14 protein-coding genes are annotated in these 19,149 nt (G+C 41.3%); 11 read left to right on the forward strand and 3 right to left on the reverse strand.

The features are described from left to right. The first annotated feature begins 46 nt into the window (after window positions 1-46). From dprA to rpoC, 9 genes are all read left to right on the forward strand, one after another. A complete protein-coding gene (gene dprA, locus PTQ27_RS07625; protein ID WP_273749103.1) occupies window positions 47-1,186 on the forward strand; it encodes a DNA-processing protein DprA in 1,140 nt (379 codons plus the stop codon). A 122-nt stretch (window positions 1,187-1,308) separates the two neighbouring features. Beyond that, window positions 1,309-1,719 carry a preprotein translocase subunit SecE gene (secE, locus tag PTQ27_RS07630; RefSeq protein ID WP_273749102.1) on the forward strand — a complete coding sequence of 137 codons (411 nt, stop codon included), beginning with the start codon at window positions 1,309-1,311 and terminating at the stop codon, window positions 1,717-1,719. Between the two features lies 1 nt (window position 1,720). After that, window positions 1,721-2,284 carry a transcription termination/antitermination protein NusG gene (gene nusG, locus PTQ27_RS07635; RefSeq protein ID WP_273749101.1) on the forward strand — a complete coding sequence of 188 codons (564 nt, stop codon included), beginning with the start codon at window positions 1,721-1,723 and terminating at the stop codon, window positions 2,282-2,284. Between the two features lie 222 nt (window positions 2,285-2,506). Next, complete coding sequence (gene rplK, locus PTQ27_RS07640) at window positions 2,507-2,935, forward strand: 50S ribosomal protein L11 (protein ID WP_273749100.1); 429 nt, start codon at window positions 2,507-2,509, stop codon at window positions 2,933-2,935. A gap of 4 nt (window positions 2,936-2,939) precedes the next feature. Further along, complete coding sequence (gene rplA / locus PTQ27_RS07645) at window positions 2,940-3,629, forward strand: 50S ribosomal protein L1 (RefSeq protein WP_273749099.1); 690 nt, start codon at window positions 2,940-2,942, stop codon at window positions 3,627-3,629. A 285-nt stretch (window positions 3,630-3,914) separates the two neighbouring features. After that, window positions 3,915-4,406 carry a 50S ribosomal protein L10 gene (rplJ, locus tag PTQ27_RS07650; protein ID WP_273749098.1) on the forward strand — a complete coding sequence of 164 codons (492 nt, stop codon included), beginning with the start codon at window positions 3,915-3,917 and terminating at the stop codon, window positions 4,404-4,406. Window positions 4,407-4,464: 58 nt separating this feature from the next. Further along, window positions 4,465-4,833, forward strand: coding sequence for a 50S ribosomal protein L7/L12 (rplL, locus tag PTQ27_RS07655; RefSeq protein WP_273749097.1), 369 nt, complete (start codon window positions 4,465-4,467; stop codon window positions 4,831-4,833). Between the two features lie 376 nt (window positions 4,834-5,209). After that, the gene (gene rpoB, locus PTQ27_RS07660; RefSeq protein ID WP_273749096.1) at window positions 5,210-9,235 is read left to right on the forward strand and encodes a DNA-directed RNA polymerase subunit beta; all 4,026 of its coding nucleotides are present in this window, start codon (window positions 5,210-5,212) and stop codon (window positions 9,233-9,235) included. A 193-nt stretch (window positions 9,236-9,428) separates the two neighbouring features. Beyond that, window positions 9,429-13,712 (forward strand): DNA-directed RNA polymerase subunit beta', encoded by a 4,284-nt coding sequence (rpoC, locus tag PTQ27_RS07665; protein WP_273749095.1) that lies wholly within the window; start codon window positions 9,429-9,431, stop codon window positions 13,710-13,712. Window positions 13,713-13,807: 95 nt separating this feature from the next. Here the strand turns inward: rpoC and torD are convergent, their stop codons facing one another. The 3 genes from torD to PTQ27_RS07680 are packed head-to-tail and all read right to left on the reverse strand — an operon-like array spanning window position 13,808 to window position 17,504. Continuing rightward, window positions 13,808-14,398, reverse strand: a complete 591-nt coding sequence (gene torD / locus PTQ27_RS07670; protein WP_273749094.1) for a molecular chaperone TorD — start codon at window positions 14,396-14,398, stop codon at window positions 13,808-13,810. Beyond that, the gene (gene torA, locus PTQ27_RS07675) at window positions 14,395-16,872 is read right to left on the reverse strand and encodes a trimethylamine-N-oxide reductase TorA (protein ID WP_273749093.1); all 2,478 of its coding nucleotides are present in this window, start codon (window positions 16,870-16,872) and stop codon (window positions 14,395-14,397) included. The genes torD and torA overlap by 4 nt, the downstream gene beginning before the upstream one ends. An 11-nt stretch (window positions 16,873-16,883) precedes the next feature. Continuing rightward, a complete protein-coding gene (locus PTQ27_RS07680; protein WP_434802834.1) occupies window positions 16,884-17,504 on the reverse strand; it encodes a pentahemic C cytochrome in 621 nt (206 codons plus the stop codon). A gap of 205 nt (window positions 17,505-17,709) precedes the next feature. Here PTQ27_RS07680 and glyQ point away from each other — a divergent pair, with 205 nt between their 5' ends. Beyond that, a complete protein-coding gene (gene glyQ / locus PTQ27_RS07685) occupies window positions 17,710-18,618 on the forward strand; it encodes a glycine--tRNA ligase subunit alpha (protein WP_273749092.1) in 909 nt (302 codons plus the stop codon). A gap of 32 nt (window positions 18,619-18,650) precedes the next feature. After that, a complete protein-coding gene (locus PTQ27_RS07690) occupies window positions 18,651-19,040 on the forward strand; it encodes an endonuclease domain-containing protein (protein ID WP_273749091.1) in 390 nt (129 codons plus the stop codon). Window positions 19,041-19,149: the final 109 nt, after the last annotated feature.

A 19,149-nucleotide genomic window follows, 5' to 3' on the forward strand; every position in this document is an offset into this window, starting at 1 on the left:
TATTCTAAACGTTTTCTTATTATTAGGGAAATGTTGAGGGGAAAAAATGGATTATCACTATAATTTATTACGGCTATTGCAAGTGCCACAGTTTGGGGCACAACGTATTGGCCGATTATTATCGGAAGTCGATTTTTCACAGTTTTGTGATTACGATAAATTGCAATTAAAGCAAATGGGCTGGAATGAAAAGCAGATTCAGCGTTGGTTTAGTCCGAATAAATTATGGATTGAGCAGGCACTCACTTGGGCGGAGCAACCTAATCAACAGATTGTGAGTCTATTTGATGAGCAATATCCATTTTTACTTCGCCAAATTTCAACGGCTCCCCCTATTTTATTTGTGAAAGGGAGCGTAGAAAGTCTGTCGTTACCTCAAATTGCGATTGTGGGGAGCCGTGATTATTCCCCTTATGGCGAATATTGGGCGGGGCAGTTTGCCGCCGATTTAACTCGGCACAATATCACTGTGACCAGTGGTTTAGCGATAGGCATTGACGGTTTTGCTCATCAGAAAGTTGTTGCGGAGGAAGGAAAGACTATTGCGGTATTAGGCAGTGGACTAAACCAAATTTACCCTGCACGACATAAAAAACTTGCTGAGCAAATTATTGCCTGCGGTGGGGCGTTGGTGTCTGAATTTTTGCCGAACCAACCGCCTGTTGCTGAAAATTTCCCTCGCCGAAACCGTATTATTAGCGGTTTGTCTTTAGGCACTTTAGTCATTGAAGCGACAGTAAATAGTGGCTCACTTATTACCGCTCGCTATGCGTTAGAGCAAGGGCGAGAAGTGTTTGCATTACCCAATGCGGTACAAAACCCCTATGCTCAAGGTTGCCATAAATTGATTAAAGAAGGGGCTTTATTGGTTGAGCGAGTGGAGGATATGTTAGAGGCGATTGCCTACCAAACTCAGCCTCTGCAAATTGCATTGTTTAATGATGTGAAAGAGAAAATTCCCCATTCTACACAAGCGGCCAAAAAAACAGAAAATGTTGCAAAAAGTTTGCCAAATTTAACCGCTTGCCAGCTGCAAATTTATCAGAAAATCAGTTTAGAACCTATTTCGGTAGATGATTTGTCTAAGGCAAGCCAACTTTCAGTTGAGATGCTTTTAGTCGAATTACTTAGCTTGGAATTATCCGGCGTTGTTAAACAAGTCAGTGGTGGTTATGTGCTAAATTAAGGTGCCACAAAATAAATTTAGCGAAAATTGACAAAAGATCGTGGCAACTTTTGTAGAAAATGATAGAATTTAACGCTTTAAAAATAAATGTTCGATTTTTTTATTCATTTTTTAGGTTATATATGGCTACTGAGATTAAAACAAAAACCCTTGAGCAAGTAGAAAAAGGGGGCAAAAGTAAAGGTGTTAATACAGCATTATGGGTGATGGCTGTTGTATTATTAACCGTTGCTGCGGTCGGTAATGCTTATTTCTCATCACACTTTTCATTGATTGTTCGAGTGCTTTTATTAGTGGTTTTACTCGTTGGTGCAGTGGCATTGGCTGCTGTGACAAACCAAGGTCAAAAAGCAATTCATTTTATGAAAGACTCTCGTACAGAGTTGCGTAAGATTATTTGGCCGACTCGCCCAGAAGCAACGCAAACAACATTGATTGTGCTTGCGGTGTGTGTGGTAGTGGCATTAGTGTTATGGGGTATCGACTCAATTATTGTGGCACTAATTACATTTTTAACAAATTTAAGGTTCTAAAATGAGTGAAGTAGAAGTTAAAGAAACCACGTCAAAACGTTGGTATGTATTACAAGCTTTTTCAGGTTTTGAAAATCGTGTAGCCGTTACGTTACGCGAATACATCAAACTTCACAATATGGAAGATCAATTTGGTGAAGTATTAGTACCAACTGAAGAAGTTGTAGAGAATGTAGGCGGAAAACGCCGTAAAACAGAACGTAAATTCTTCCCAGGTTATGTATTAGTTGAAATGGAAATGAACGATGACACTTGGCATTTAGTAAAAAGTGTGCCTCGTGTAATGGGTTTCATTGGTGGCACAGCGGATCGCCCTGCTCCAATCACGAAACGTGAAGCAGATCGTATCTTAAACCGAGTTCAAGAAACGGCAGAGAAACCTCGTCATAGAAAAGAATTCCAACCGGGCGAAAGCGTACGTGTTACAGAAGGTCCATTTGCTGACTTTACGGGAACCGTGGAAGAAGTTGATTACGAAAAAGGTCGTTTGAAAGTATCTGTTTCTATCTTTGGTCGTGCAACGCCAGTTGAGCTTGAATTTGGTCAGGTCGAAAAACAGAGTTAATTGTTAAGCAAGCGGGGTGTTTTTACGAATCTTTTGCAAAAATCAATATAAAAAAGCCCGCTTGTTTTAAATTTATTCAACAAAACATTAAGTTTTGCTTGAAAAATAGTCGTTGGTTCGCTAGAATTTGCGACCTATTACGAGCCAGTTTGCTGACTCGTATTTTTTATGTAACAGGGGAGCTGATTTTCAGCGTTATTACCCATTTAGAGGAAATTAAAAATGGCAAAAAAAGTCCAAGCCTACGTTAAACTGCAAGTTGCAGCGGGTATGGCTAACCCATCACCACCAGTTGGTCCTGCATTAGGTCAGCAAGGTGTTAATATTATGGAATTCTGTAAAGCATTCAACGCTCGTACTGAGAGCTTAGAAAAAGGCTTACCAATTCCTGTAGTTATCACTGTATATGCAGATAAATCATTTACTTTCGTAACTAAAACTCCACCAGCTGCAGTATTATTGAAAAAAGCAGCAGGTATCAAGTCTGGTTCTGGTAAACCAAACAAAGATAAAGTGGGTAAAGTAACTCAAGATCAAATCCGTCAAATCGCTGAAACTAAAGCAGCAGATATGACTGGTTCAACTATCGAAAATAAAATGAAATCAATCGCTGGTACTGCTCGTTCAATGGGCTTAGTGGTGGAGGAATAATACGATGGCTAAATTGACTAAAAAAATGAAAGCAATCAAAGCTGGCGTAGATTCTACTAAAGCATATGAAATCAATGAAGCAATCGCAGTGTTAAAACAATTTGCGACAGCGAAATTCGTTGAAAGTGTTGATGTTGCAGTAAACTTAGGTATCGACCCTCGTAAATCAGACCAAAACGTACGTGGTGCAACAGTATTACCACACGGTACAGGTCGTACAGCTCGTGTTGCTGTGTTTACTCAAGGTGCAAACGCTGAAGCAGCTAAAGCAGCTGGTGCTGATTTAGTAGGTATGGAAGATCTTGCAGAGCAAATCAAAAAAGGCGAAATGAACTTTGATGTTGTTATCGCTTCTCCAGATGCAATGCGTGTTGTTGGTCAATTAGGCCAAGTGTTAGGCCCACGTGGTTTAATGCCAAACCCTAAAGTTGGTACTGTAACACCAAACGTTGCTGAAGCAGTTAAAAATGCAAAATCAGGTCAGATCCGCTACCGTAATGACAAAAATGGTATTATCCATACAACTATCGGTAAAGCAGACTTCGCACCTGAGCAATTAAAAGAAAACCTACAAGCATTGTTAGCAGCTTTAACTAAAGCTAAACCAACAACTGCAAAAGGTGTTTTCATTAAGAAAGTAAGCATCTCTACAACAATGGGTGCTGGTGTTGCTGTTGATCAAGCTTCACTTTAATTTCTAAATAGAAGTTAAAACTTTACAGGGTCGCAGGTTATCTGTATAATTTGCGACCTTAACTTGCGAGAGCAAGCTGATGGTGCTTAGCCTATCTAAGCCCCGTCTAAGACTGTAGGGGTGAAAACTTAATTATCCTACATAGATGGTGAACAGACAGAATTCTCTGCTTCTGGACACCTTAGGCTCAGAAGATTGCAGTTTGTCATAAAACAAGCGGTAATATTTTTGGGATTTTTTGTAAATTCTGCTTGAAAGAGCAGAGTGTATCAGGAGCTAAAACCAATGGCATTAAATCTTCAAGACAAACAAGCGATTGTTGCTGAAGTAAACGAAGCTGCCAAAGGTGCACTTTCAGCTGTAGTTGCGGATTCTCGTGGCGTAACAGTTGATAAAATGACTGAGTTACGTAAAGCAGCTCGTGAATCTGGTGTAACTATGCAAGTTGTACGTAATACTTTATTACGTCGTGCAGTAGAAGGCACAGAGTTCGAATGCTTAACAGATACGTTTACTGGTCCAACTCTTATCGCATTCTCGAATGAACACCCAGGTGCAGCAGCACGTTTATTCACAGATTTTGCGAAAGCAAACAAAGAGTTTGAAATTAAAGGTGCAGCCTTTGAAGGTAAAACGCAAGATGTTGCATTCTTAGCAACCTTACCAACTTACGAAGAAGCAATTGCACGTTTAATGGGCACAATGAAAGAAGCTGCGGCAGGCAAACTTGTACGCACTCTTGCAGCATTACGCGACCAAATGGAAGCAGCAGCTTAATTTTAAGCACTCTTCTTTATTCGTTTAACAACTTACTTTACTTTAGGAATCGATTGTTATGTCATTAACTAACGAACAAATCATTGAAGCGATTGCTTCTAAATCAGTATCAGAAATCGTTGAATTAATCGCAGCGATGGAAGAAAAATTCGGCGTTTCAGCAGCGGCAGCAGTAGCAGCAGCTCCAGCAGGTGGTGCAGCGGCAGCAGAAGAAAAAACTGAATTTGACGTAGTATTAAAATCAGCAGGTGCTAACAAAGTAGCTGTAATCAAAGCAGTACGTGGTGCAACAGGTTTAGGCTTAAAAGAAGCTAAAGACTTAGTTGAATCTGCTCCAGCTAACTTAAAAGAAGGCATCTCTAAAGCAGAAGCTGAAGCTTTACAAAAAGAATTAGCAGAAGCTGGTGCAGAAGTAGAAATCAAATAATTTTTGATTTAACTTCTTTAGAACTTCAAGTTCAACAGACCCCGATGGAAATATCGGGGTTTTGTTTTATTTTTTAGGTTGTAAAACTTGGTAAAAATCGCTATAATTTCTAACCATTTTTAGCAAAAGTTGGCTGACGGCTTGACCGGTCAGCCTTTTGTGCTTGAACGCAATGGCTGATTTTGTCATTTTAATCAGCAAAAATTGCAAATTTCCTACCCAATTTGACCGCTTGCAGTAGTGATTTTTGACTGCTTGATTGGCGATTGGAAAATGACATCTCGTACAGTTTTTTATAATGCCACTTCCTACCGAGTCTTTCGTGTCGGATTGTGTAATCTCAACCAAAAATATATTTCAGAGGCTATCTTAAAAAATGGCATATTCATATTCCGAGAAAAAGCGTATCCGTAAGAGCTTTGGCAAACGTGCTCAAGTTCTGAACGTACCTTATCTATTAACTATCCAACTTGATTCTTTCGAGAAATTTATCCAAAGAGATCCAGAAGGGCAACAAGGTTTAGAAGCGGCATTCCGTTCAGTTTTCCCTATTGTGAGCAACAATGGTGCAACTGAATTACAATACGTTTCTTACGAATTAGGCGAGCCGACATTTGATGTACGTGAATGCCAAATTCGTGGTACAACCTATGCTGCACCATTACGTGTGAAATTGCGTTTAGTATCTTATGACCGTGAAGCAGCTGCCGGCACAGTGAAAGATATTAAAGAGCAAAACGTGTATATGGGCGAAATCCCACTAATGACCGATAACGGTACTTTCGTCATCAACGGTACCGAGCGTGTTATTGTTTCTCAATTACATCGTAGCCCGGGTGTGTTCTTCGATTCTGACAAAGGTAAAACCCACTCTTCAGGCAAAGTGCTTTATAACGCACGTATTATTCCTTACCGTGGTTCTTGGTTAGACTTCGAGTTTGATCCGAAAGATAACTTATTTGCCCGTATCGACCGCCGTCGTAAATTACCGGCAACTATTATCTTACGTGCATTAGGTTATACAACGGAAGAAATCTTAAATCTATTCTTCGAAAAAATTAAATTTGAAGTTATTGATAACAAATTATTGATGACTTTAGTGCCTGAGCGTTTAAGAGGCGAAACAGCTGCATTTGATATTGCTGCAAACGGCAAAGTGTATGTGGAAGTAGGTCGTCGTATTACTGCTCGTCACATCCGTGCATTAGAAAAAGATAATATTAGCCAAATTGAAGTACCAGTTGAGTACATCGTAGGTAAAGTTGCGGCACAAGATTATGTTGATTTATCTTCAGGCGAAGTAATTTGCCCTGCAAATATGGAAATCTCAATGGAGATGCTTGCGAACCTATCACAAGCGGGCTACAAAGAGATCGAAGTATTATTTACTAACGATTTAGATCACGGTTCATATATTTCTGAAACTTTACGAGTGGATCCTACTTACGACCGTTTAAGTGCGTTAGTGGAAATCTATCGTATGATGCGTCCGGGCGAGCCACCAACAAAAGAAGCGGCAGAAGCATTATTTGACAATATGTTCTTCTCGCCGGAGCGTTATGATTTATCTGCTGTTGGTCGTATGAAGTTCAATCGCTCTTTAGAAATCGCTGAAGGTGTGGGTAGTGGTATTTTAAGCAACGATGACATCATCGGTGTGATGAAAAAACTTATTGATATTCGTAACGGCCGTGGCGATGTGGATGACATTGACCACTTAGGTAACCGTCGTATCCGTTCTGTGGGCGAAATGGCAGAAAACCAATTCCGTATTGGTTTAGTGCGTGTTGAGCGTGCAGTACGTGAGCGTTTATCATTAGGCGATTTAGATGGTGTAACACCACAAGATTTAATCAATGCAAAACCAATTTCTGCGGCAGTGAAAGAGTTCTTCGGTTCTTCACAACTTTCGCAATTTATGGACCAAAACAACCCGCTTTCAGAAGTAACGCACAAACGTCGTATTTCTGCATTAGGCCCGGGCGGTTTAACTCGTGAACGTGCAGGCTTTGAGGTTCGAGATGTTCACCCAACGCACTATGGTCGTTTATGTCCAATCGAGACCCCTGAAGGTCCAAACATCGGTTTGATTAACTCACTTTCTGTGTATGCTCGTACTAATAACTACGGTTTCTTAGAAACGCCATTCCGTAAAGTAGTAAATGGCCAAGTAACCGAAGAAATCGAGTACTTATCTGCGATTGAAGAAAGCAACAACATTATCGCACAGGCAAACTCAGACTTAGATGAAAACTTCCGCTTTACTGATACTTATGTAACTTGCCGTCAGCAAGGCGAGTCTGGTTTATTTAAGCCAGAAGATGTTCAGTATATGGATATCTCAACACAACAAGTTGTATCGGTAGCGGCAGCGTTAATTCCATTCCTTGAGCACGACGATGCGAACCGTGCGTTAATGGGTGCGAACATGCAACGTCAGGCTGTTCCAACATTGCGTGCAGACAAACCATTAGTCGGTACAGGTATGGAAAAACCAATCGCACTAGACTCTGGTGTGGCGATTGTAGCAAAACGTGGTGGTACTATTCAGTATGTGGATGCTTCTCGTATCGTGGTTAAAGTAAACGAAGATGAAACAATCCCAGGCGAAGCAGGTATTGATATTTATAACTTAATCAAATATACCCGTTCAAACCAAAATACTTGTATCAACCAAATTCCTTGTGTGAATTTAGGCGAACCAGTTGCTCGTGGCGAAATCTTAGCAGATGGTCCTTCAACAGACTTAGGCGAATTAGCATTAGGTCAAAACATTCGAGTGGCATTTATGCCTTGGAATGGTTATAACTTCGAAGACTCAATGTTAGTTTCTGAGCGTGTTGTACAAGAAGACCGTTTCACAACTATTCACATTCAAGAATTATCTTGTGTGGCTCGTGATACTAAACTTGGTTCGGAAGAGATCACGGCAGATATTCCAAACGTAGGTGAATCTGCATTAAGCAAATTAGATGAATCAGGTATCGTTTACATCGGTGCTGAAGTAAAAGGTGGCGACATCTTAGTGGGTAAAGTAACCCCTAAAGGCGAAACCCAATTAACACCGGAAGAAAAACTATTACGTGCAATCTTCGGTGAAAAAGCATCAGACGTTAAAGATTCATCATTACGTGTACCAAACGGGACATCAGGTACGGTTATCGACGTTCAAGTATTTACCCGTGATGGTGTAGAAAAAGATAAACGTGCGAAAGAAATCGAAGAAATGCAACTTCGTGAAGCGAAGAAAGACTTAGCAGAAGAGTTAGAAATCTTAGAAGCTGGTTTATTCACACGTGTACGCAATCTTTTAGTTGAAGGTGGTGTAAGCGAATCTGCATTAGATGGCGTTGCTCGTGAGAAATGGTTAGAACAAACCCTTGAAGACGAAGCAAAACAAAATCAATTAGAGCAGTTAGCGGAGCAACACGAAGAGTTACGCAAAGAGTTTGAACGTAAACTTGAAATCAAACGCAATAAGATCATCCAAGGGGACGATTTAGCACCAGGCGTATTAAAAGTGGTTAAAGTTTACCTTGCGGTTCGTCGTCAAATCCAACCGGGTGATAAGATGGCTGGTCGTCACGGTAACAAAGGTGTTATCTCGAAAATCAACCCAGTTGAAGATATGCCATACGATGAAAACGGTCAGCCGGTTGAGATCGTGTTAAACCCGCTGGGCGTACCATCTCGTATGAACATCGGTCAGATCTTAGAAACGCACTTAGGTTTAGCGGCACGCGGTATCGGCGATCAAATCAACAAGATGATCAAAGAACAGCAAGAAGTGGCTAAATTACGTGAATATATGCAAAAAGCATACGATTTAGGTCACGGTTCACAAGTGGTTGATTTAAGTAAGTTTACCGATGAAGAGGTAATGCGTTTAGCACAAAACTTACGTAAAGGTTTACCGCTTGCAACACCAGTATTTGACGGTGCTCACGAGACTGAAATCAAAGGCTTATTAGAATTAGGCGGTTTGCCGACTTCTGGTCAAATTACCTTATTCGACGGTCGTACAGGTGAGAAATTCGAGCGTCCGGTAACCGTAGGTTATATGTATATGCTCAAATTGAACCACTTAGTTGATGACAAAATGCACGCTCGTTCAACAGGTTCTTATAGCCTTGTTACTCAACAGCCGTTGGGTGGTAAAGCTCAGTTCGGTGGTCAGCGTTTCGGTGAAATGGAGGTTTGGGCATTAGAAGCATACGGTGCGGCTTATACTCTTCAAGAAATGCTTACTGTGAAATCGGATGACGTGAATGGCCGTACGAAGATGTATAAAAACATCGTCGATGGCACACATTATATGGAGCCGGGAATCCCAGAGTCATTTAATGTAATCACGAAAGAGATCCGTGCATTAGCGATCGATTTAGAGCTAGATGAAGCGTAATAGTTGATTTTCCTCCGAATAACTCCCCTCTTTACTAAAGAGGGGAACAGTTCGGAGAAAACAAACGCAAACAAGCGGTCAAATTTTCCAAAAAATTTGCAAGATTTTTAGAAAAAACGACCGCTTGCAAAGAAAGAATTTCCTGTTCAGCGTGTAAACGTTGGATCAAACTTCTCACCCTAGGGGCAAAAAAGTGAAAGACTTAGTGAAGTTTTTAAAAGCACAATCAAAATCAAGCGATGATTTCGATGTGATTAAAATTGGTTTAGCATCACCAGACAAGATCCGTTCTTGGTCATTCGGTGAGGTAAAAAAACCTGAAACGATTAACTACCGTACCTTCAAACCAGAGCGAGACGGTTTATTCTGTGCACGTATTTTCGGGCCAGTAAAAGATTACGAATGTTTATGTGGTAAATATAAACGTTTAAAACACCGTGGTGTAATTTGTGAAAAATGTGGCGTTGAAGTAACGCAAACTAAAGTACGTCGTGAGCGTATGGGTCACATTGAATTAGCTTGCCCGGTTGCACATATTTGGTTCTTAAAATCATTACCGTCCCGTATCGGTTTGATTTTAGATATGCCATTGCGTGATATTGAACGTGTGCTTTATTTTGAAAGCTATGTCGTTACTGAACCAGGTATGACTGATTTAGAGAAAAATCAGTTATTAACCGAAGAACAATTTATGGACGCAGAAGAGCGTTGGGGCGATGAATTCGAAGCGAAAATGGGTGCAGAAGGTATCCAGTCATTACTTCGTGATTTAGATCTAGAGCACCAATGCGAAGTATTGCGTGAAGAGTTACAAGAAACTAACTCAGAAACTAAACGTAAAAAAATCACTAAGCGTTTAAAAACATTAGAAGCATTCTTACAATCTGGCAACAAACCAGAGTGGATGGTAATGACAGTATTACCAGTGCTTCCACCAGATTTACGTCCATTAGTACCACTTGATGGTGGTCGTTTTGCGACTTCAGATCTGAATGATTTATATCGTCGTGTGATCAACCGTAACAACCGTTTAAAACGTTTATTAGACTTAGTTGCACCAGACATTATCGTACGTAATGAAAAACGTATGTTGCAAGAGTCGGTAGATGCGTTATTAGACAACGGTCGTCGTGGTCGTGCGATTACAGGTTCAAACAAACGTCCATTAAAATCTTTAGCAGATATGATTAAAGGTAAACAAGGTCGTTTCCGTCAGAACCTATTAGGTAAACGTGTGGACTATTCAGGTCGTTCGGTAATTACCGTAGGTCCATACTTACGCTTACACCAATGTGGTTTACCGAAGAAAATGGCATTGGAATTATTCCGTCCGTTTATCTACTCTAAATTAGAATCTCGTGGCATTGCATCAACAATCAAAGCCGCGAAGAAAATGGTAGAGCGTGAAGAGCCAATCGTATGGGATATTCTTGCTGAAGTTATCCGTGAGCATCCGATTCTGCTTAACCGTGCACCAACGCTTCACCGTTTAGGTATTCAAGCGTTTGAACCATTACTAATCGAAGGTAAAGCAATCCAGTTACACCCGCTTGTTTGTGCGGCATTTAACGCGGACTTCGATGGTGACCAAATGGCGGTACACGTTCCATTAACGTTAGAAGCACAATTAGAAGCACGTGCGTTAATGATGTCTACCAACAACGTACTTTCACCGGCAAGTGGTGATCCGATTATAGTTCCTTCACAAGACGTTGTATTAGGCTTGTACTATATGACTCGTGAAAAAGTAAACGGTAAAGGCGAAGGAATGTACTTCTTAGACCCACGTGAAGCGGAAAAAGCTTACCGTACCGGTCAAGTAGAATTACACTCTCGTGTAAAAGTGCGTGTAACTGAATATGAGAAAAATGAAGCAGGCGAATATGACGCTAAAACTTCATTAGTGGATACCACAATCGGTCGTGCAATTTTATGGATGATCGCACCAAAAGGTATGCCATATTCACTTTTCAACCAAACATTAGGTAAAAAAGCGATCTCGAAATTGATTAACGAGAGCTACCGTCGTTTAGGTTTGAAAGAATCAGTAGTATTAGCTGACCAAATTATGTACACAGGTTTCGCTTATGCGGCTCGTTCAGGTGCATCGGTGGGTATTGATGATATGGTTATTCCAGAACAAAAATACTCAATCATTGAAGCGGCTGAAGCTGAAGTAGCAGAAATCCAAGAACAGTTCAACGGCGGTTTAGTAACAGCTGGTGAGCGTTACAATAAAGTAATCGATATTTGGGCGGCGGCAAACGAACGTGTTGCAAAAGCGATGATGGAAAACCTTTCAACGGAAGAAGTAGTAAACCGTGAAGGTAATCCGGAAAAACAAGCTTCATTTAACAGCATCTTTATGATGGCTGACTCTGGTGCTCGTGGTTCTGCGGCACAGATTCGTCAGTTAGCGGGTATGCGTGGTCTAATGGCTCGTCCGGACGGCTCAATCATCGAAACCCCAATCACGGCAAACTTCCGTGAAGGCTTGAACGTTCTTCAGTACTTTATTTCAACCCACGGTGCGCGTAAAGGTCTTGCGGATACGGCATTAAAAACAGCGAACTCAGGTTACTTAACTCGTCGTTTAGTTGATGTGGCACAAGATTTAGTTATCATTGAAGATGACTGTGGTACGCACGAAGGGAACACTATGACCCCGTTAATCGAAGGTGGTGATGTAAAAGAAGCATTACGTGATCGTGTATTAGGTCGTGTGGTGGCTGAAGATGTGTTAAAACCAGGTACAGACGAAGTATTAATTCCACGTAACACCTTATTAGATGAAAAATGGTGTGATGTGATTGATAAAGAATCTGTCGATGTAATCAAAGTACGTTCTGTGGTAACTTGTGATACTGACTTCGGTGTGTGTGCGAAATGTTACGGCCGTGATTTAGCACGTGGTCACTTAATCAATCAAGGTGAAGCGGTTGGTGTTATTGCAGCACAATCAATCGGTGAGCCTGGTACACAGTTAACGATGCGTACGTTCCATATTGGTGGTGCGGCATCTGCGGCAGCGAAAGAATCTAGCATTCAAGTGAAAAATGCAGGTACGATTAAGTTAGCTAACGCAAAATTCGTTACTAATAAAGACGGTAAGATTGTTTTAACTTCTCGTAATACAGAATTAACAGTTGTTGATACTTTCGGTCGTACTAAAGAAAACTATAAAGTACCTTACGGTGCAGTATTATCGAAAAATGATGGTGCTGAAGTTTCTGTAGGTGAAGTCGTTGCAAACTGGGATCCGCATACAATGCCGGTTATCTCAGAAGTATCAGGTCGTATCCAATTTAGCGATATCGTTGATGGCTTAACTGTAACTCGTCAAACGGATGAATTAACAGGTTTATCATCAATCGTAGTACAAGATGTGGGTGAGCGCGCAACTGCAGGTAAAGACCTACGTCCGGCATTACGTTTAGTAGATAGCAATGGTAACGATATTTTAATTCCAGGTACAGATATTGCAGCACAATACTTCTTACCAGGTAAAGCGATTGTAACCCTTGATGTTGGTGCAGAAATTGCAGTGGGTGAAGCATTAGCTCGTATTCCACAAGAGTCTGTCGGTACAAAAGATATTACCGGTGGTCTTCCACGAGTGGCAGACTTATTTGAAGCGCGTAAGCCAAAAGAGCCAGCAATCTTGGCAGAAATTTCAGGTATCGTTTCATTCGGTAAAGAAACCAAAGGTAAACGTCGCTTGGTAATTACTCCGACAGAAGGCGAAGCATACGAAGAAATGATTCCGAAATGGCGTCAATTAAACGTATTCGAAGGCGAGATGGTAGAGCGTGGCGATGTGATCTCAGATGGTGCAGAAACACCACACGACATCTTACGCTTACGTGGTGTTCACGCAGTAACAGACTATATCGTTAATGAAGTACAAGAAGTTTACCGCTTACAAGGGGTAAAAATTAACGATAAACACATCGAAGTTATCGTTCGTCAAATGTTGCGTAAAGCAGTCATCACAAATGCTTATGACTCTGAATTCCTTGAGGGAGAGCAGGTTGAAGTAGCTCGAGTGAAAATTGCTAACCGTAAACGTGCGGAAGAAGGCAAACCATTGGTTGAATTTGAACGTGAATTGCTTGGTATTACCAAAGCATCATTGGCGACTGAGTCATTTATCTCAGCAGCATCGTTCCAAGAAACCACTCGTGTGCTTACTGAGGCCGCTGTGGCAGGTAAACAAGATGAGTTACGTGGCTTGAAAGAGAACGTAATTGTTGGTCGCTTAATCCCAGCAGGTACTGGTTTTGCTTACCACCAAGCTCGTGCGAAAAAACGTGCTCAGCTTGATGCAGGTATTGCAGTAGCTCCTGAGTTTGAAGTGCCAGCAGCGAAAGAGAATTCATTCGTAACGGATGCAGATATTGAAGCTGAATTTGAAACTGTTGCAGATGACGCAACTCAAAGTTTAGCTGCATTGTTAAATGCCGGTGATGAAGAGTAATCACTTGTAAGTATAGTGATTTATACAACTTAATAAATAAACCCCTAGAGCGAAAGTTCTAGGGGTTTTTAGTTATAATTCATTTAAGTAGATAGTTAAGTACATTTATTTTGTAACACGCTGATAAGAAGCCTTACTAAAATCGGATAGAAGTGTGTGCGGATATTCGTCTTTTCTGTTTTCTTTGCAAATTGAGGAAGCCACGTGAGCAGCTGCTGCTGCTGAATAAAGGCTTTTGCTTCCGTTGCATTGTTTTGTTCAATTAACTTAATCAAAACTTCTAAATAAACAACCAGATGATCACTAGGCTCATTGGTTTGGCGATTGATTTGCAGTTGGAAACGTTCAAGGTAATGATCCATTTTTGCCAGATTTTGTTTGAGACTTTGCTCATCTAAATAGGCGGAGGCATAAGGTAAAGCACTGACCTTCCCCTCAAGCAGAAAACATTGAGTGAAATCGGCTGCCAATTCTAAGCGAGGGTGTTGGAATAAAGCGATTTTTTGGAGTTCTTGTTGTAGAGCTGAACTTTGCTTTTCAAAGCCGATTTCCACTAAAAATGCAAAAAATTGAGAAAATTCGACCGCTTGCAAGGTTTGTAACTGCTCGTCCGAGAGTTCCCGAGCGAGCAGATTACGTAACCAGTTTAGAATAAGCAGTTTTTCATCTTTTTCTAACACAATCATTGGCGAGCTACCTCAACAGGACCGCTAAAGCCGTTTGGTGCTGGGGCATCGCCTTGCCATTTTTCAACATTGACTAAACAGGTACTGACACAAGTCGCTTGTGAAAGTTTTGACGCCCCAATATCAAGGGTTAGCGTATTCGGGCAACCGTAGGTATCTAATGCCCCAATGCTTTCATCAACAGGCGAGTACCACGCCCCTTCTTGTAAGCGAACTACACCGCTTGGGAAATCATCGGATAATACCGCCCCGACTAGCACTTGCCCCCGATCATTAAAGACTCGGACTAAATCACCGTCTTTTATACCCAGTTTTTCCGCATCTTGCGGGTTCATATAAAACGGCTCTCTGCCTTGCACACTATAGGTTTCACGCAAGTTTTTAGCCTCACAAAGTTGAGAATGCAAGCGTTTGTCAGGGTGAACCGACTGCATCCAGAACGGGAATTGCTCCGATTTTGGACCGCCGTGGGAGCGTTCGTCTTTTTCAAACCACATTGGATGACCCTTGCAGTTATCATAACCATAGTTCGCAATTTTGGTGCTGTAAATTTCGATAAAACCAGACGGTGTGCCTAAAGCGTGTAATTCCGGATCTTCACGGAAATCTGCGTGGCGAACCCAAGGTTTACCTTCTGGGAATAGCACATAGCCGGTTTTCCAGAACTCATCAAATTGTCTCGGCATTTCAAATCTGCCACGGTTAGCACGGCGACATTCAGTGTATAATCGATTCAGCCAGCCCATTTCATCTAAGTTTAGGCTATATTCTTCCGCTTTTCCTTCGCCATAACGGCTGCATAAATCTTTGAAAATCTCAAAATCGGAACGAGATTCATACATTGGCTCAACCAACTTGTGCATCGCTAGTACGCCACGGTTACTGTAAGAACCGTAGGTATCAATATCATTGCGTTCAAATGGAGTGCAGGCAGGCAGTACAATATCGGCAAAACGACAGGTTGCCGTCCAGCTATAATTTAGCGTTACTACAGTTTCTAACTGCTGGAATGCCTTTTTCATTTTATTCAGATCAGACTGTCTGCCCCATTGGTTACAACCTGTGAAGATCGCCATTTTATAAGGGGCATAGACAATTTTTCTGCCGTTGTAATCAATGCTTTCCCCTGGTTGTAAAAGTGAATCAGTAACACGAGCAACAGGAATCACATCGCTATAACCTTTATAATCTTTATTGGTATATTTCGGAGTTTGTTCTTCGCCTAAATTTGACGGGAATGATCCCGGTGTTGCCGCCCCAGAGGTTGGCACACCGATAGAACTATAATGATGAGCATAGCTAATGCCGCCGCCCGGTAAACCAATCTGCCCGAGCATTGCCGCCAGAACCGCTCCCATCCAGTAAGGCTGTTCGCCGTGTTGCTGACGTTGAATTGCCCAACCAAAAATTAACTGAGTACGTTTGCCTGCTAGCATACGAGCAAATTCACGAATTTTTTCCGCCGAAATACCGCAAATTGGTGCCGCCCATTCCGGTGTTTTTTCGATTTTGTCTTCGGTTTCCCCGAGCAAATATGGCACAAATTTTTCAAAGCCAAGGGTGTAAACATCAAGAAAGTCTTTATCGTATAAATTCTCTTTATATAGGGTGTGAGCAATCGCCAACATAAACGGCATATCCGCTTGCGGATTGACATAAAGCTGTTCGCACCCTAAGAAATTCTGGGTTTTGCTTTTAACAGGATCAACGGAAATCACATTGATTTTTTTCTCTGCAACCTTCTGTTTTAATTGCTCTAAATAAGCGTAAGCCTCGTGCGTTTCGCAGTTCCAACCGACTTGCAGATTTTTAACCGGATCGCTTGCCCAGAAAATTAAATTCTCCGTTTCTTTTAAGATAATTTCCCACGAAGTCCCTTGCGAATACACTTCGGTATTGCCCAACACATAAGGCATAATGGTTTGCCCTGCACCTGTTGAATAATCTCCAACCGTGCCAACACTTGCTCCGTGCATTGCAATTGCCCGAATCATATGATTACCGCAACTATGGAATTGCCCTGATGAACGCCAGCCAACGTTACCCGTATGCAATGCCCACGGGCCGTAATCTTTCTGCATACGCTCCAGTTCTTCATAGAATATATCTAATGCTTCTTTCCAACTAACTCGCACAAAACGATTATCGCCACGGCGTGAACGGTCGCTATTTTGACGATTCTTTAGCCAATCGACCCGCACCATTGGGTAACGCACCCGAGCTTCGCCATAGAGAATACCTTTAATGCCGTTGATCATCTCGGTTGGGTGTTTATCAAATTCAAAAGGCTTGATTTCAGTTACACGTCCATTTTCCACCTTGGCTCGTACCGCTCCCCATTGGCAACCTGTTACCTTCCATTCCGGTGTCGGGAGCTGAGCATTCGCTTCACGAGGAATTAAGAAACTTGGCATTGCAAAACTGCTTGCCATAATAGACATATTTTTTAAAAATTGACGGCGAGATTGTTGCATAATTCTTTCCTCTATTTGGTAGTGTCTGCGTCAGAGGCATTCATTTGAAGATAGCGAAGCACCTGCTTTTGAGTTTCTTTGTCCATATCGGTAAAGCCCACCATTCCATTAAACACGGCAACCCATTCATTGGCATCGTGCATTTTTGGATCACGTTGTTTATGGCAAACACTGCATTCACTCTTAAAAGTATCAGAAGCATTTGCCCAAAACTCAGTTAAATCATTGCTAAAATCAGATTTTTGGATCCAAACATTCATTTTGACTTTTTGCCACATTAAGCCGGTATTCGGATCTTCTTTTTGTTCAAGAATTTCTAAAGGTGGATTATTTTGCATAAATTCTCTGCTCAGAACGGCATCGGTAATATTTTTAGCAAAGCTATGATACCAAACTCGCCCGAACCCTTTAGTTTTTCGCCATAAATTCAGCTCAATTTGATCCGCTTTTACGGTGGTTTGCACTAATTTAATTTCTGCCCCAGCTTCTAATTGCCCGATTTCTTGGCTTAAATTTTCATCGGCAAACAAAGGAATAATCTCCTCTGTATAGCGAGTCTGTGCTAAGCTCATATTTGGAAATAAAAATCCAACAGATAACAGAAGTAATATTGCTTGTGCTAACTTTTTCATTCTTAAAAATCCCCCACAGAAAAATAAACAAGTATAGATTATATCTTACACAAATTTGTTAAAAAGTGCGTTGATTTATATCACAAAATAAGATTTATTCTTATTTATATATTTTTTGCAAAAAAATCCCAAAAAATGACCGCTTACAAGCTATAATAGTCAGCATTTTTTGAATATTTTTGTAATAAATTAAAGAGAACGCAAAATGACAGCGAAATTCGATGTAAAAACTTTCCAAGGAATGATCCTTGCACTTCAAGATTACTGGGCACAACAAGGTTGTGCGATTGTTCAACCTTTTGATGTGGAAGTTGGTGCAGGCACATCGCACCCAATGACCGCATTACGTGCATTAGGCCCAGAGCCGATGGCGTTTGCTTATGTGCAACCTTCACGTCGCCCAACCGACGGTCGCTATGGCGAAAACCCAAACCGTTTACAGCACTATTATCAATTCCAAGTGGTGATCAAACCTTCGCCGGATAATATTCAAGAACTCTATTTAGGTTCACTGAAAATGCTAGGCTTTGATCCGACTCAACACGATATCCGTTTTGTGGAAGACAACTGGGAAAACCCGACACTCGGTGCCTGGGGCTTAGGTTGGGAAGTGTGGCTAAACGGTATGGAAGTAACTCAATTTACCTATTTCCAACAAGTTGGCGGTTTGGAATGTAAACCAGTTACCGGTGAAGTAACCTACGGCTTAGAGCGTTTGGCGATGTATATTCAAGGTGTGGACAGCGTGTACGACTTAGTATGGTCTGACGGCCCGCTCGGCAAAACGACCTACGGCGACGTATTCCACCAAAACGAAGTGGAACAATCTACCTATAATTTTGAATATGCTGATGTAGATTTCTTATTCAAAGCCTTCGAACAACACGAAAAAGAAGCTCAAGAATTATTAAACCTTGAAAAACCATTGCCATTACCAGCATACGAACGCATTTTAAAAGCAGCTCACAGCTTTAATATGCTAGATGCTCGCAAAGCGATTTCAGTAACGGAACGCCAACGCTATATTTTACGTATCCGTACCCTAACCAAAGGTGTTGCCGATGCCTATTATGCAAGCCGTGAAGCGTTAGGGTTCCCGGGGTGTAAGAAATAACAAGCGGTTAGATTTTCTGGGAATTTTGCAAAATGCAACCTTATGTGAAATCTCTTAAAGATAACTCACAGAAATTACGAAAAAATCAAACAGAGGCAGAAAAACGACTTTGGTATAGAATTGCTAATGATCAGCTAGGCTTCAGATTTAACCGACAAAAACCGTTGCTAACTTATATTGTTGATTTCTACTGTGCAAAAGCAAAATTGGTTATCGAACTAGATGGCGGGCAACACTATGAGCCAGACTATCAAGCTAATGATAAAACTCGAGATGCTGAACTGGCATCGTTGGGATTAACGGTTTTACGGTTTGATAACTACCGAGTGATGACAGATATTGATAGCGTGATAGAAGAAATTTGGTTGTATCTTCAATCGACGGACAAATCTCCCCCTCCCCTCTTTACTAAAGAGGGGTGATCATTCAGTGAGTAATTCTTGTTCATCTGACTATTTGCGATTTTGAAGACGAAAGATGAACAAAAATTTTATGATGATCAAGTCTCCCTCTTTACTAAAGAGGAGTGAT

The organism is Mannheimia cairinae (assembly GCF_028649535.1).
GTDB lineage: Bacteria > Pseudomonadota > Gammaproteobacteria > Enterobacterales > Pasteurellaceae > Mannheimia > Mannheimia cairinae.

Bases quoted from the DNA above. Each gene is read 5' to 3' on its own strand.
- rplA (WP_273749099.1), top strand. From the start codon at position 2,940: ATGGCTAAATTGACTAAAAAAATGAAAGCAATCAAAGCTGGCGTAGAT.
- rplK (WP_273749100.1), top strand. From the start codon at position 2,507: ATGGCAAAAAAAGTCCAAGCCTACGTTAAACTGCAAGTTGCAGCGGGT.
- PTQ27_RS07680 (WP_434802834.1), bottom strand. From the start codon at position 17,504: ATGAAAAAGTTAGCACAAGCAATATTACTTCTGTTATCTGTTGGATTT.
- torD (WP_273749094.1), bottom strand. From the start codon at position 14,398: ATGATTGTGTTAGAAAAAGATGAAAAACTGCTTATTCTAAACTGGTTA.
- glyQ (WP_273749092.1), top strand. From the start codon at position 17,710: ATGACAGCGAAATTCGATGTAAAAACTTTCCAAGGAATGATCCTTGCA.
- torA (WP_273749093.1), bottom strand. From the start codon at position 16,872: ATGCAACAATCTCGCCGTCAATTTTTAAAAAATATGTCTATTATGGCA.
- rpoB (WP_273749096.1), top strand. From the start codon at position 5,210: ATGGCATATTCATATTCCGAGAAAAAGCGTATCCGTAAGAGCTTTGGC.
- PTQ27_RS07690 (WP_273749091.1), top strand. From the start codon at position 18,651: ATGCAACCTTATGTGAAATCTCTTAAAGATAACTCACAGAAATTACGA.
- rplL (WP_273749097.1), top strand. From the start codon at position 4,465: ATGTCATTAACTAACGAACAAATCATTGAAGCGATTGCTTCTAAATCA.
- nusG (WP_273749101.1), top strand. From the start codon at position 1,721: ATGAGTGAAGTAGAAGTTAAAGAAACCACGTCAAAACGTTGGTATGTA.
- secE (WP_273749102.1), top strand. From the start codon at position 1,309: ATGGCTACTGAGATTAAAACAAAAACCCTTGAGCAAGTAGAAAAAGGG.
- dprA (WP_273749103.1), top strand. From the start codon at position 47: ATGGATTATCACTATAATTTATTACGGCTATTGCAAGTGCCACAGTTT.
- rplJ (WP_273749098.1), top strand. From the start codon at position 3,915: ATGGCATTAAATCTTCAAGACAAACAAGCGATTGTTGCTGAAGTAAAC.